The 15,190-nt window shown below is 33.5% G+C and carries 14 protein-coding genes and 1 pseudogene; 2 read left to right on the forward strand and 13 right to left on the reverse strand.

Going from position 1 to position 15,190, the window contains the following annotated elements; all coding sequences use genetic code 11:
- Positions 1-284: 284 nt before the first annotated feature.
- The gene (locus BLV68_RS13940; protein WP_143035294.1) at positions 285-524 is read right to left on the reverse strand and encodes a M28 family peptidase; all 240 of its coding nucleotides are present in this window, start codon (positions 522-524) and stop codon (positions 285-287) included.
- A gap of 619 nt (positions 525-1,143) precedes the next feature.
- On the opposite strand from BLV68_RS13940, the gene BLV68_RS13945 reads away from it, so the two are divergent.
- The gene (locus BLV68_RS13945; RefSeq protein WP_093754858.1) at positions 1,144-1,752 is read left to right on the forward strand and encodes a hypothetical protein; all 609 of its coding nucleotides are present in this window, start codon (positions 1,144-1,146) and stop codon (positions 1,750-1,752) included.
- A 408-nt stretch (positions 1,753-2,160) separates the two neighbouring features.
- Here the strand turns inward: BLV68_RS13945 and BLV68_RS13950 are convergent, their stop codons facing one another.
- From BLV68_RS13950 to BLV68_RS14005, 12 genes and pseudogenes are all read right to left on the reverse strand, one after another.
- Complete coding sequence (locus BLV68_RS13950) at positions 2,161-3,135, reverse strand: L-lactate dehydrogenase (protein ID WP_093754860.1); 975 nt, start codon at positions 3,133-3,135, stop codon at positions 2,161-2,163.
- A 414-nt stretch (positions 3,136-3,549) separates the two neighbouring features.
- Entirely contained in the window at positions 3,550-4,104 is a 555-nt protein-coding gene (locus tag BLV68_RS13955; protein ID WP_159428712.1) for a helix-turn-helix domain-containing protein, read from the reverse strand.
- A 424-nt stretch (positions 4,105-4,528) separates the two neighbouring features.
- Complete coding sequence (locus BLV68_RS13960; RefSeq protein WP_093754864.1) at positions 4,529-5,752, reverse strand: FprA family A-type flavoprotein; 1,224 nt, start codon at positions 5,750-5,752, stop codon at positions 4,529-4,531.
- Positions 5,753-5,819: 67 nt separating this feature from the next.
- Positions 5,820-6,647: an exodeoxyribonuclease III gene (locus BLV68_RS13965; RefSeq protein ID WP_093754866.1), complete on the reverse strand. Its 828-nt coding sequence runs from the start codon at positions 6,645-6,647 to the stop codon at positions 5,820-5,822.
- Between the two features lie 172 nt (positions 6,648-6,819).
- Entirely contained in the window at positions 6,820-7,416 is a 597-nt protein-coding gene (locus tag BLV68_RS13970; protein ID WP_093754868.1) for a hypothetical protein, read from the reverse strand.
- 197 nt (positions 7,417-7,613) lie between these two features.
- A complete protein-coding gene (locus BLV68_RS13975) occupies positions 7,614-8,009 on the reverse strand; it encodes a zinc ribbon domain-containing protein (RefSeq protein ID WP_093754870.1) in 396 nt (131 codons plus the stop codon).
- A 153-nt stretch (positions 8,010-8,162) separates the two neighbouring features.
- Positions 8,163-8,435 carry an MBL fold metallo-hydrolase gene (locus BLV68_RS13980; RefSeq protein WP_093754872.1) on the reverse strand — a complete coding sequence of 91 codons (273 nt, stop codon included), beginning with the start codon at positions 8,433-8,435 and terminating at the stop codon, positions 8,163-8,165.
- A 173-nt stretch (positions 8,436-8,608) separates the two neighbouring features.
- Complete coding sequence (locus tag BLV68_RS13985) at positions 8,609-9,589, reverse strand: serine hydrolase domain-containing protein (protein WP_093754874.1); 981 nt, start codon at positions 9,587-9,589, stop codon at positions 8,609-8,611.
- A 667-nt stretch (positions 9,590-10,256) separates the two neighbouring features.
- The gene (locus BLV68_RS13995) at positions 10,257-10,553 is read right to left on the reverse strand and encodes a GNAT family N-acetyltransferase (RefSeq protein ID WP_200773805.1); all 297 of its coding nucleotides are present in this window, start codon (positions 10,551-10,553) and stop codon (positions 10,257-10,259) included.
- Positions 10,554-10,845: 292 nt separating this feature from the next.
- Complete coding sequence (locus BLV68_RS16370; protein ID WP_143035298.1) at positions 10,846-11,460, reverse strand: CZB domain-containing protein; 615 nt, start codon at positions 11,458-11,460, stop codon at positions 10,846-10,848.
- Between the two features lie 57 nt (positions 11,461-11,517).
- A pseudogene (locus BLV68_RS16040) lies at positions 11,518-11,990 on the reverse strand (nucleotidyltransferase domain-containing protein); the annotation flags it as partial.
- Positions 11,991-12,043: 53 nt separating this feature from the next.
- Positions 12,044-12,628 (reverse strand): GrpB family protein, encoded by a 585-nt coding sequence (locus BLV68_RS14005; RefSeq protein ID WP_093754880.1) that lies wholly within the window; start codon positions 12,626-12,628, stop codon positions 12,044-12,046.
- A gap of 1,006 nt (positions 12,629-13,634) precedes the next feature.
- Between BLV68_RS14005 and BLV68_RS14015 the strand changes: the two genes are divergently transcribed.
- Positions 13,635-14,867, forward strand: coding sequence for a class I SAM-dependent rRNA methyltransferase (locus tag BLV68_RS14015; protein ID WP_093754884.1), 1,233 nt, complete (start codon positions 13,635-13,637; stop codon positions 14,865-14,867).
- Positions 14,868-15,190 lie beyond the last annotated feature (323 nt).

Raw genomic sequence — 15,190 nt, forward strand, 5'->3', positions numbered from 1 at the left:
GCACCCTAAATCTATAGAAAAACTTGGGGAATAGGATTTAACAGGTGGTTTCTAGGTAAATAATGGCCTAGGCCATTATTTACCTAGAAACCACCTAACTAAAAAAATGAACACATTTCTCCATGTTTAAAATTATTGCCAAAATTATAAGAATTTATGTATATTTCCCTATAATTTTGGCAAACTAAAACTAAAGTATCAAATTTGAAAAATTATTATCTAAATTTAATCTAAATTTTCTTGTCAGATCAGAGTAATCAAACTTACTTAAAGCACAAAATTTATTACAGTCTCCTGTAGGGCTTAAATCCTTCTTCAATTAATGTTTCTATCACCTCAATACCAGAAATTACACCATAACAGCCATCATAAATTCCTGCATCTATAACAGTATCAATATGTGAGCCAACCATAACCTGCTCTTTATCTTCATTCTTTGAAGTACTCCAAATGCCAAAGATATTACCTAGCATAATCCAAGTAGGTATCTCTTTGTATTCTTTCCAAATTGTTTTACTGCCCATGCAGCTTCTCTGCCATGATTACTATCTGTAGCAACTACAAAGATTATTTCTCCTATTTTCCCTTTTACTTCTTTAGAATGTAAATATTCAAATGATACTTCTGAAATGTCCATACCCAATTTATTAGCTTAATATTTTCCAACAACATAGGCACCACCTAACATCTTAAAAGTATTCAATCCAAACCTATAAGACTCATCTTTTGCGAAAATATTTCTTAGACCAAAATACCTAGACAATATATCTAAATCGAGAATTGCATTGCTTGTAAACTTCCCTAAGCAAACAATTTTCTCTGTTATCGCAAGTCATATATATCACACCTAAAGCACATTCATTTCAGCAATTCAATGATTAACACGGTTTGTTGATTTCAACAAACTGACAATTTTTATATTTTACAACCAAAATATAATAAACATTATAGTAAAATGTCTTAATTTGCGATATTGACGTTTTTCTTACATCATGTTAAACTTTGTAGAGTCACAAAGTTTACATTGGTACAATCTGTATAAAGTGAGAAGGCACAGCTGGAGTTCTAGGAGGTAAATCATCAGGTAAAGACTGGAAAAGTTATATATAGAAAGCCTACATATAGATAAAAGAGGTGATATAAATGTTCTTTAATTTTTTTAAAAAGAAAACAACTAAGCAAACTATAAAATCTATAGAATATATCATATTAGAAAAAGAAGACAAGAACTCCATTTATCTTTTTTACTTAAAAGACTTTAGAATAGGATATAACAACATTTATCTATGGAATTATATTCAAAGAGATGTTGTTGTTTCAATTCTTTCAGATTTTTTAGTATACATATACACAGTAGATGAAAGCAACACAGAACTTGAGGAAGATCTTGGAGAATTATATACTTGTAAAAAAAGCAAGGATGGGGTAAGGTATCTTTTATGCAATAGGATAGACTATCGAATAGTTACTGAACTTATCGAAGCTTATAGTAACTTTTGGGAATATGGATATCTAGTTAATTTTACAGCATATTCTGAAAAAGCTGCTCAATTTGATATTGAACAACTAGAAAATTGTGATCAGTTAAAAGGATTCGCAATTAATATTAAACCAATAGGTGATAATATAGGTATTGAAATACTCATTGACCCTAAACAAATTTCAGAAACTGAACTTATAGAACGGATACAAAATGTCACCGATAAATATAAAATAGAGTTAAAAGTCATTATAAAAAAAGATAGTGAATAATGCCAGAATATTTACCGATAGGTCCAACGGTACGCGAAAAATATAATGTCTTTTTAACCATAATGAAATTGAAGAAATATACTTTAAAGGATATGAAGATTACAAAGAAATTTATACAAGCAAATTATCGAAAAAAACTTAAATAATTAAAAACACAACTTCGGAGCAGATGAGTATGTATCTATTGTTCCGAAGTTTTTTGATGAAAATAAGGTTTTTATCTAAAATTAGGGGAAAATTCCATATAGAGTTGAGTGGGACTTCAATAAAGCCCACTCAACTACTGACAAAAATCCTATTTTCAAACAATCTTTTGCTGTTTATTTAGTAAATAATAAAACTCTAAATACCAAAATCTTCTCAGTTTTATATCGTCCTATTACATATTGGTACCTATAGTAAGAGTTTTTATGAAACATATTTTTTACTTAACAAAAATGATTCATTTAATGCTGTTTTCAATACTCTTGCAGATTTGTTAAAGTTATTAATTTCTTCTTCATTTAATTGCACATTTAGTACCTTTTCAACGCCATTTCTACCAACAATACATGGCACTCCTAAATATATATCATTAGCATCGTAATAATTGTTAACTAAAGCTGACACTGGTAAAATGCTTTTTTTATCTCTTAAAATAGACTCAACTATATGTGTTGCAGATAGTGCTATAGCATAAAAGGTTGCTCCCTTTTTATTAATAATTTCATATGCAGCATTCTTTACACTTTCATGTATATCTTTTTTAAGTTCATCATTGTATTTCATATTTACTAATTGGGCATATTGGTCAATTTTTATGCCTTTTATATTAGTTAAACTCCAAACGGGAAATCCTGTATCTCCGTGTTCTCCTAATATGTAAGTTGTAACATCCCTAGGATCTACATTAAACCTATTGCTTATTTCATATTTAAGTCTTGATGTATCTAAAACTGTACCAGATCCAATTACTCTTTCCCTTGGAAACCCTGATAACCTATATGCAACATAAGTTAGTATATCCACTGGATTAGATATTACTAATAAAATAGAATTAGGACTATATTTAATAACCTCTGGTATTATTGTCTTAAATATTTCTATATTTCTTTTAGTAAGTTGTAATCTCGTTTCCCCTGACTTTTGGGCTAATCCAGCAGTAATAATAACTATGTCCGAATCCTTAGTGTCCTCATACTCTCCTACTCTTATATCTACTGGTTCAATAAAAGCTGCTCCATGGCTTAAATCTAGTGCTTCCCCTTCTGTTTTATCTTTGTTTATATCTACTAGCACCAATTCATTAGCAAGTCCTGCTATAGCTACAGCATAAGCTGTAGTTGAACCTACCGCACCACCACCTCCTAATATTGATATTTTAATACGATTTTTTACACCCATTTTTACCCCCCTTGCGTCTTCAAAACCAACTCATTTTTTAAGTATATATTAATTAAATTATACTTATATTTTTAATTTTTTATTAATTTTATTATATTGTATTACCTATTTATTGTCAAATAATTTTTTATTAACATATCCATCTTTTGACTTTAATTTCTTGCCTTTATGGAACATATATTATAATCTTATACCCTTATTGTCTCAATGTTGCATAGCTACATAATCTTCCCCTGATCCTATATGAATTATTTTACTTTTCTTTTTTAATTGATATTTCTATACCATGTTTTTTACATAGGATAAATCTATTCCGTGCTTTTCATATAAATATTAATAGCAAAAAATAAAAGAACTATCTTTAATTCTAAATTTAAGATAGTCCTTGCTTAAGATGATTCTTGTTAATATGCTTTAATATATACATGGAGATATGACACTAATACCAATTGCCATTTTATCGCTAGGATTATAAAACCTATGAGGAATATTCTCTTGAATATATATGCTATCCCCTTCATAAAGAGTATATTTTTCTGTTCCCAACTCTACTTCCATTACCCCTTCAATTAAAAAAATACATTCATCAGCAGGATGTACAAAAGGTTTATCGCTACTCCAACTTTTCCCCTTTAATCTCAAGTATATAATTTCCATCTTAGATTTTACTTTTTTATCAGCTCCCATTGGGGTGACAAATTCATATGTTATATTACTGTGGGGAAGCTCTAATTTTCTTCTTTCATTTGCACGTATTAGAACATGCTGTTCTTGTTCCTCTGTTAAAAAAACATATAACGGTACACATAAAGCTGCTGCTATCCTTCTTAATGAGGATATAGAAGGCTCTATTAGTCCTCTTTCAACTTGGGATATATAACTTGCAGTTAATCCTGTTTCTTCAGCTAGCTCGTTAAGCGTTAACTTCTCTTTTTGGCGTATTTCTCTAATTTTAGCACCTATCGACATATCGATCCAACCTCCCATATGCGGCTAGCATTTTGCAATGGCTATAAAACTTTTTATCTATTGGCGCCAAAAACATATTCTTTCACTAGTTAATTTCAAATTTAAGTGTTTCGCTCTGATCTAATTGTTATTGTAAGTTTAAGTACTTTTTGTCTGCTATGTAAATGATTATATAACATTATTTATGGAAAATGCCCTTCCTTGATTATTTTTTATACGATTACATTATATCAAACAGGTGATCATTCTCTATATTTTTTGTTTTTTATGCATCATATTTTTCACACCAACCACTATTCAACAATAGCCAGTCCTTAATACAAAATCAACTATAAAAATATGGGTAGAAAGATACTATGGTATTGTTTCAGCAATTCATCTCCCACTATTTCATTGGGAGATGAATTGTCAATTTTATGTTAAATCACTCTACTACCTTCGCCTTCATCTTTTCTAAAAGCTTTAACACCCCAGCTTCTACCTTAATAAGGTCTTCTTCCTTTGGTACTCCTTCAAATTCCACTGATTCAATGAAATCCCACTTCATCTTATGTCTTTCAATTATTTCACTTAGCTCCTTCTCTGCACCACCAGACCACCCGTATGACCCAAATCTAAAAGCCACCTTTCCTGTAATCTTCTTTCTACCGATCTCATTTAAAGCAGTTGCCACAGGTGGAAAAAGTTTATACTCATAGGTAGGTGCTGCAATAATTATCCCTGCAGATTTAAAAACAGTTGCGACCATTTCACTATCACTTTCTAAAGGCATTTCCAACTTATTATATTTGACACCCTCTCTTTGAAGTATGCCTTCAACGTAATCAACTGCTTTTGCAGTCATTCCATACATGGACCCCCACAATATCGTAACTTCATTCTTACCTGCTCCTTCAGCATACAAGGAGAACCTAGAATAATCATCTATGATTTTTTGAGGATTTTTTCTATAAATCGGACCATGGCCAGGTGCTATAGTATTTATTTCTAGTGTTTTTGCCTTCTCAATTGCCTTTCTCAAACTAGGTGTAAAAGTTGTCATTACATTAGAATAATATCTTATTCCTTCAAATTCAAAGAAATCTATCTCTTCGGGTGTCAGCTCGTCATCAAAGCAATGGTCTCCCATCCTACCAAAGGCTCCAAACATATCACATGAGAAAAGAGTTTTTGTTTCTCTTTCATAAGTGTACATGGTATCTGGCCAGTGAACGTTTGGTACCGGATGGAAGCTCAGTACCTTACCCTTTCCAAGATCTAAAATATCTCCTTCCTTAACAATTTTTATGTTGTCTTCACCATAAAATGACGCTACCATCTTTGCAGCTTTCTCAGTACATATTACCGTCAAATCATCCTTAATTTTTCTAAAATTTGAAATCCAGCCTGAATGGTCTGGTTCCATGTGATTAACAATCAAATAATCGATATTTTTTGGATCAATTCCAATTTCCTTTAAGTTCACATAAAGGGTTTCAGGTATCCCATCCCAACCAATTACGCCATCAATTATTGCAGTCTTTTCCCCTTGAACTATATAGGAATTAAGAGTTACTCCATTTGCAATCTCCCAAATTCCCTCAAATAGTATATCCTCAACATTCATAGTAAACATATATATTCCGTCTGCAATTTTTAATGTCTTCATACATACTCCCCCTTTAACTCATAGTATCATAATTTGCTTACCTACAATATTGAAAAAGTTACTACCTTTAGATATCGATTTCAAGTAATATTGGTGTATGGTCTTGTCTTGGTCCTGAATCAATCATTTCAGACCTAATAACCCTATCAGCAATACGATTGCTTACCAGCCAGTAATCAATCCTCCAACCAGAATTATTGATTTTACTTGTTCTAGCCCGCTGAGCCCACCAAGTGTAAACTCCAGTCACATCACCATGAAGATATCTAAAGGTATCTGTAAAGCCCTTTTCCAGTAGATTTGTAAAACCCTGACGTTCTTCATCGGTGAAACCAGCAGATTGACGGTTGCTATCAGGATGAGCTAGGTCTATTTCCTTATGTGCTACATTGAAATCGCCTGCAGCAATAACAGGCTTCTTCTTATCAAGTTCTACTAGATAATTTGCATATTTTCTATCCCACATTTGACGTTCCTCTAAACGATTTAAGCCTTCCCCTGCATTTGGGGTATAAACTTGTGTTAGGTAAAATTGCTCAAATTCTAAAGTAATGATTCTCCCCTCATAATCCATGGTATCTGGGGCACCGATTTGGGGAAAAGTCACTGATGGTGATAAACGGTTTTTATACAAAAACATGGTACCAGCATATCCCTTACGAGCCGGTTCTACTGAACTATTCCAAACAATTTCATAATCAGGAAACATATCCCTCAATATTTCTAAATGTTTTTTAGTAGGACCAGTACTTGGTAACTTTGTTTCCTGTAAAGCAATAGCATCTGGATAATGCCCTATGATAGTTTCTAATACCTTTCTAGATAACAAAGCTCTACTTGAAGTACCTGTTAATGCAGCATTTAATGAATCAATATTCCATGAAATTAATATCAATCGTCTTCCCCCTTTTATATTCTTTTATTGCAGTATGCTATGACCTATCAAAGCGTGTACTATCAAACAATTTAATTACGATGGGATCCCTAAATAAAACAAGTCACTTCTATATATACCAATTTTGCAATTAATTACACATTTTATATTAATAATTATGAAATCATGTTAATTAAAATGAAAGGCCAGTATCCTTTCGGAAAAGTTCAATAATGTTCTTCTCCAAGTTGTTACGATTAAAGTAGATTTTTGCATGTAGGTCTTCTTTTCTATCAAAAGGCAATAAGAGATAATAGCCGCTACTAATTAAGCTATCGCCTTTTTCAGTTTTATAGAGACATTCAACTCGGGCTGTTACATAGCTTCCTATCCTAACCCAAGGTGCAGGAATTATTTTAACCACAGAGCCATCATAGCAAATACCCTTTCTTCTTAAAGTTTCAAGTTTATGTCTATTATAAATGCTTTTAATTTTAAATCCCAAGCTAAAAATAATCCACATAAGAGCATTTAATATGACTGCCCAATTTCTGCTCATTACCCCATAAAAGCAGCTATATATATCCGTATACAACATGGCGCTCTTCCACTTATTTCCTGACATGAACAAAACAAGTGGCACCATGGTCAAAGCTGGCTTTACAATATTCATGAAGCCATCATTTACTCCACCTATTATGACAGCAGTAATTGTAAGAACCATCAACATTTTTGTATGCGGGTCCAGCAGTGACTTTCTTTTTCGACTTTCCAACATCAATGCTTTCATTATACACTACCTGCCCTCACAAAACGTTTTTTCAACAATGCCTTTCCTAAAAGAACTGCCAATACTCCTGAAACAAAGCTAGCTATAAGAAAAGGAACTATTTTATAACATCATCTTGTGTCTACTTTTATGGGAACATGTTACTGTTTTTCAGTGTTTGGAAAATTTGTAGAAACATATAGATTACACTCTTAGCATCAATTAGGAAGTTTTTCTCCACATTTTGGGCAGAAGTTAAATTCTAAATCTACGGATGCTCCACAATAAGGGCAATAGGCAGCACCTATCCCATTTTGATCATAGATAGCCTGATTAGCTGAGGCTTTTTTTCCATATTTCTCATTCAGCGGGTCTCTCTCTTCTTTTCCATCTACTATATCAACGATGGAATAACGGTTCTCTGAGGTTGCATTATGATGATGGTATATCACATTATAGATTGCCATACAGACAAATATAAGTCCAAAGGGAATCATAAACCATGCTCCCATCTTTCCAGCAACAATACACCAAAATATTCCAAACAAGGTGGCACCAATTCCACTGACCATTCCCATTTTTGATGGCCCTCTTCCTGGTTTTACACTTTTCATAACACATGTTCCTTTCTTTAAGTAAAATTATATTCATAAGAATAGCCTCCCATTTGTTATATTTGCCTATTTAGCACTTCCATCATTAACGGAGCTATTCTCTTTTATATTTTTTCAACCATTATTTTATACTAAACATTGGGAGTATAGCAATCATTTCAAAGGATATAATTTTAACTCACCTAACTTATGCATATTTTTCTTCAAATCTTCTTTTTTAAATGGTTTCCCATGGGAGGGATATATCATTGAAGGCTCCAAATTGAGCATTACTTCCCAGGATCTTCTATAATCTTCTAAATTTTCAATCCAAATGGTTATTCTATTTAAACTTGGAAAACTATTCATTGCAGCATCACCACAAAACAAAGAACCATCTTCTAATAGTAAGCCAATTGAATCTGTTGTATGCCCAGAAAGACTCATAATAGTACCCGATAATTGTTCTTCAATGATAGGGTTTGTATAATCATCTAAATTCTACAGAAGGTTAATGCTTGTACATCCATTCTATCCTACTCTTAATCCATCTACAGCTAGGAGATGTAATATAACCTTTGCAATTGAAAGCAAAACATTCGACTCATCAATTGACGCAGCTAACACACCATCGGTTCTATATATTCACATATAAACTGGATCCTGTCAAACACAGCTGGTTTGAAAGTGGATGTTACAGCTATAATTAATTCCTTGCCTGGATTTACATAAATGACGTTTCCACCATCACCTATTGCAGCGTAAACATTATTTTTAGAATCAATTATCCACCACAAATAGCCATAAGCCATATTACCAAATCTCTCACCACATTGAACGAACGGAGATCTCATTTCCTTAATCCAATCAGAAGGAATAATTTTCTGATTATAATACACTCCTTCCTCCAAACACATCTGCCCGATTTTTGCCATATCCATAGAAGACATACATAATCCAAATCCCGCAGCAGCTATCCCTTTAGGTTCGCAAAGCCAAACACCCTTTCTTGATTCCTTTGAAGTTATAAAGGCAATATGCTCCTCTTTATTTTTTGCTATATAAGGGATTCGAGCTTTAATACCAAGAGGAGAAAAAAGCACCCTATTGGCAAATTCTATTGTGCTTATCCCGCTAGTCTTATAGATTATATCACTTAAAACCTGTATTCCAAGGGTAACATATTTAAATTCCCGTGTGATACCTGCCCTTCCGCCAAGCAAATCAAGAACAGCCTTAGTCCAGTCCGAACTGGAACAGACCCTGGTCCATGGTTCTGACTTGAATTTATAAGGGGCGGTCATAGACAGCATATGCCTGAGCCTTATCTGCTGAATAGTTTTTTCCCCACGTTTTATCTGGTAGTCAGGGTAAAAATCCAATATTTTTTGATCTAAATCTATAATCAGATTCCTGTCAATTGCAATACCAATCAGAAGAGAAATAATACTCTTTGTCACCGATGCTATGTGAAGATTATCATTCTCACTAAAACCGTTCCAGGTGTCAGTGTATACAAGATTACCCTTTTTCATAACCGTTATCTGACAGATATTTTTCTGGTTTTTAGCTACAAAATCATGTAATTTCTTATAATCCATAATTATCACATCCTGTATTTATTGGTATTCTATTGGCCAATTCTTTGTTTTGATATCTATATGTACAAATTATATCAATATAAAATGATTTGCAAGAAAAATTTTACAAATTAAGGCTTATATCGGTATGGAACTACCATATAAGGATATCCATCCGTATAAGCCTTGTTTATTCAAATTAAATTTACTTACTAATATTTTATGTTCTCCATAATTTACTCATCTAAGTCAAATAGAAATTTCATATTGAAGATATCATAGATTAACTTGCCTACAATATACTTTCCAAATACATTAAGCTTTCCATTAGAATATCTATCTAGATAAGATGAAAATAGGAGTTTAATAAGGAGTTGTGCTGGATATGCTATTTTTGTATTTACATTATGTGCTGTGGAAATTACTTACATCAATATTATGTGACCACGTAACATGGATTCTTTGTTTAAATTTCCTATGTTTATATCTCCTAATCTAAGCAATTTCTTACTATTTCTTTCAGAAAGAGTGTATTACGCCTCCTCCTATAATAAAAACAAATCCTGAAATAATGCACCATATATTATAATACCATTTTACTGGACTTTGTTTACACACCAAAACACTTAAAACCATCTTTTTATGATCATAATTCTTATAATATTTTGCAATTAAGAATGGCAGAAAATTATCTATTATCATTGCTATTAGCCATATTAAAACCTCTTTTTTGATAGTACCTTGTTGCATGTATGTTATCATTCGTAGTAATCAGCCAAACTCTCTTACATCCATTAATCTTTGCTTCATTAACAACATTATTAATAAGCGCACTCCCAATACCAATATTTTCATGCAAGCTATCATGAGATACTATTTCGCATTCATCACCATTAATGTTATACGTTATGATTCCTTTCACTTTCCCATCCACCAACGATACAAATCCAGGCAATTCTTCAGCGTTATGTTCCTTGGTTGGCACAATAAACGAAGATAACTGTGCCTGTATAGTATCCTTGATTAGTGCTGCTAGAACAATAATATCTGTTGTACTAAATGTTGGATTAGGATATCTGATGGATATTTACGGTATAGATATTAACATTTATATTTCACTTATTATAGGGTTAATATATATTATTTTTAACAGTTTTTAAATTTAAGGAAAGTAAAGAAAGTGAAAATTAGTCAATTGTTTTATTATACTTTGGATGCTGTTAATTATAGATCTTAATGATAATAGTCTAATTCTTCTTATTAAGACACAATATTATTCATCCTAGTTTATCCAATGATTTTAGTTTACTCATTATGTTTTCCATTAAATGAATTATTTCTTTGGATAATGTTTCTGCTTCATTACATAAATCCAAAGCTTGGCCTTTTTGATGGTTTTTTATGGCTTCGATTGCCTTATCCCCTATTAGATGAAATCTATGGTGAATCTCACCTACTTGCTTCCATTCTTCAATTATTTCTGCATAATTTATGCGTATAGCATTGTAAAAATATCCAAAAGCACATTTTCTTGGATTGGTTTGCAGAGGATAAATCCGCATTTCATCAACAGAAACTTTTAGAACTTCTATCCATTTCATATGAGCTTTCACAGCTTTTGATAATACATCCAGTATTTCTTCTTTTTTAATGGCATGAATACCGCCCTCAAGACTCTGAAACATCGTGCCCAACATTTCAGACAACTGATTATCAATTTGGGATATCTGTCCTGCAAACTCCACACTCTTCTTAGCATCTTCATGTATACTTACGGTATCGGATACTGCTTCTATTTTTTCACTCATCTGATAAGACGAATTAATGGTATTGTTTAAACTAACCTTGCTTTCTTCAGCAGCAATCCTAATACTGTTGACAAACTGCATCATACCGTTAAGCTTTTGTTTTGTATCATCTGCTAAATTGCGGATTTCCTGTGCTACAATTGGTATAAGTTCAAGTACTTCTGTTGCCTTTGGGCCATAGAGATTGATACTACTCTTTCTTGATTTAGCTAAAAAAATTGCTAAATCAGGATTATAAGTTGGTTTAGGAATCATTCCTTTTTAAACTGTTCTCTTAGCCACTCACCATACATAAATTCATGTTTTGGAGGAAAATGCCAAGGAACTATATTATTAAGATTTATGACCGTAACTTCAAGTGGCCTTATACCTTTTATATCTCCTATACTCCCAGATATCATCATTAGCTTATCTGTAAGATCTTTCCGAACTATTTCAGATAAATCTTGATTAGTTACCACCAAAATATCTACATCGCTATCCTTACGTAAGCCACCCATTACTGCTGAGCCACATAAATATACGCCAACTAACATATCCTCAAGTAGTTCATTTATAATTTTCAATGTTTTAATGGCTTTTCTGGGAATTTCTTTGTTACTCATATATTTCATACTTATTTTCGCCACCCAAATAAATCCAATAAAAAATTTCTAGCAAGATAATATCACCTAATGCTATTTGCCCGTTCCATAATCTCCTGAACAATAGATGTTTTCGCATCTGCATAATGCTGAACATGCCGCCATTTATTCTTTGCCAACCTTCGCTTGACTTGTGCATATTTGTTACGATCACTCTCATTAGAACGCAACCAATCACGAAAGCGTAGTATCCTATCTACTTCAGACGCACCTTCACTAAACACATGTATATTAATATCAGTATCTGGTCCTTTAAACAAACGATGTTCGAACCATTCGGGTTCTCGAATTTGTAGACTATAGCCTGCTTCTTCTAATGCTGGGACATAGGAAGGCTCGTCAGCAGAGTTCTTTACAACTAACAATATATCAATTATTGGTTTAGCACAAAGCCCAGGAACCGAAGTCGAACCAACATGTTCAATTTGTAACGCTTTGCTACCAAGTACTGAACGAATCCGGTTTGCTTCCCTTTCAAATAAATTAGGCCAATTTGGATCATATTCCACAATAATGATAGGTGCATTGTGTAGTTTTAATTCACCCACCGTAAGCTTTTGAAGTTCTTCATCACTCCTAAGTATAGAATTTTTTTCAGATAGCATCATAGCACACTCCTTTGCTTTTTATTTTTAAGGAGTCAGATTTAAAATATTACCTTTTGTTTACAATATAAATAGCTGTAACAATCCTTAAAATAATTATACACGTCGGGCTCTATTTTATTTACTTCAACGAATACTTTGACCTCATATGTATAATCATATTATTTAAGCAATATTTAATAATTATCTATAAACAGCTTGTAATAATTATATATACAGCATTTCTCAACCAGTACAAAATGAGCAACAGAAGTAAGCCCGTATTTATCAATGGCTGATAGCAAATTTGCAATCGCATCAACCTCCGTAATGGTATTAACCCAGTACTTATCAATTTCATCCCGTCTTGTATTAGTAACCATAAAATTTCAATAACAGCCATATGGTAGTAGCCATAGATAAGGACAGTCCCCTTCGGTGACTGTGGTCTCATATAGTAGACGGACAGATAGTCAGTACCATAGGGGATATTCTCATAGACAAGACCATTGACCCTTCCATATACCAAGTCATAGTTTCTGCGGCACTTTTGGTATAGGATCTTCTTCATCGCCTTCCTTGTTTGTCTTTTTTGTCTCCAAGCGTATAAAACTAGGCCACTTTCAAGTATTCCCTTTTTTTTCTGCATCTTCAACAAATTCTGTAAAAATTCTGATCCATCCATCAAAACTATTTGCTTTACTTCAGATTTCCAGTAATTCATCATAACTTATCGTTCCGGATGAATAGAAACGATTTAACTGAAAATTCAGCCCCTCATCCTTATTGAATTCATAATAACCTACCGGAAATACCATTCGGATCCTCCTCGTACATATTTATTGTGTGCATTTAATTATACTATACAAACAACATATTATAAACGATAGAAAAAATGATCTATTAAATTAAAATTGATAAGTTATGATATTTCTTTAGCAATATAGCGTATTTGATGCTCACGTTGAAGGCATAATAGAAATATGCTATAATCGACACAGAAAACAATCTATTTCGAAAGGAGACACTAATGAAGAAAGAAGAACGACAGTATCCCCGAGTCATGATATCCCCTAAGGCAAAGCGCAGTATTCAGAATGGGCATCCATGGATATACGGTGAAGAAATCCTTGATATAGAAGGCGTTCCTCAAAATGGAGAGTTGGTAGATGTGTTTGCCAAAAACTCCTTTATGGGTACAGGTTTTTACAACAGTACTAGTAAGATTACCGTTCGACTTATTTCACGCAACGCTAACGATGTATTTGATAATCACTTTTGGCGCCGCCGCATTGAATATGCCATTCGTTATCGAAAAACCGTCATGCCTGGTGCTGACTTTGCTTGTTGCCGCCTGATCCACGGTGAGGCGGACCAAATGCCAGGGCTGACAGTGGACCGCTACGATAACATTCTGTCTGTGCAGATTACCTGTCTAGGCATGGAACTTATCAAGGATACGGTTTACCGTGCCCTTTGGGATGTACTTACTGAAATGGATGAAACTATAACTGGCATTTATGAGCACAATGACATTTCCCTTCGTTCAAAAGAAGGCCTACGGGAATACAAAGGCTGGTACCGCTTCGATGGCATACCTGTTCCAGAATCCGCTGTTACCGAGATATGCGAAAATGGCGTAAGATATCTAGTAGATGTTGAAAACGGGCAGAAAACCGGCTTTTTCTTAGACCAGAAGTACAACCGTGCTGCTGTAGCCCGAGTTGCCAATGGCAAGCGGGTACTGGACTGCTTTACCCATACTGGCTCCTTCGGTCTCAATGCAGCATTGGGTGGAGCAGAGCGTGTAACCTGCGTAGATATCTCACAGTCAGCCATTAACATGGCAAAAGCAAACGCCATACGTAATAACTTAGATGGAAAAATGGATTTTTTGTGTGAGGACATGTTTGACCTTCTGACAAGACTAGCAGACCAGAAATGTCGGAATTATGACTTTATAATCCTTGATCCACCAGCTTTTACCAAATCCCGTAAGACTGTTGAGGCAGCTACCCGAGGATATAAAGAGATAAATTTTAAGGCAATGAAGCTACTGCCCCGAGGCGGATATTTAGCAACTTGCAGTTGTAGTCACTTCGTGACAGATGATTTATTCCGCAAAATACTTGCAAGTGCTGCTAAGGATGCTGCAGTATCCTTAAGACAAATTGAAGCCCGTCAGCAGGCTCCAGACCATCCCATCCTGTGGAACGTTCCTGAGACGGACTATCTTAAGTTTTATATCTTCCAGGTTGTATAACAAGCTGTATTAATTTTTTAGAATCTAACATCAAGCAGCTGTAGATAAAAAATGGGGCTGACCAATTAATATTTTGGAATCGCCCCTTTATTATACATCTATCATCTCTAGAGCTTAATATCATATATTTCCTGTAAATACCTAATATTTACTTATGCCTGCAATACCAACATTTTCAATAATAAACCTTTGCTTTTCACCTTTATAAAATTCTTGTAATTTCGTCTCAAATTTAGAAGGTTAAAGGTAATATTGTAAACAGTGATTCCTCAAAATTGCACTTCCATCATAAACGCAACAAGAATTTCCTCATCCACTTCTAT

Origin of the sequence: Tepidimicrobium xylanilyticum (assembly GCF_900106765.1) — a bacterium.
Taxonomy (GTDB): Bacteria; Bacillota; Clostridia; order Tissierellales; family Tepidimicrobiaceae; genus Tepidimicrobium; species Tepidimicrobium xylanilyticum.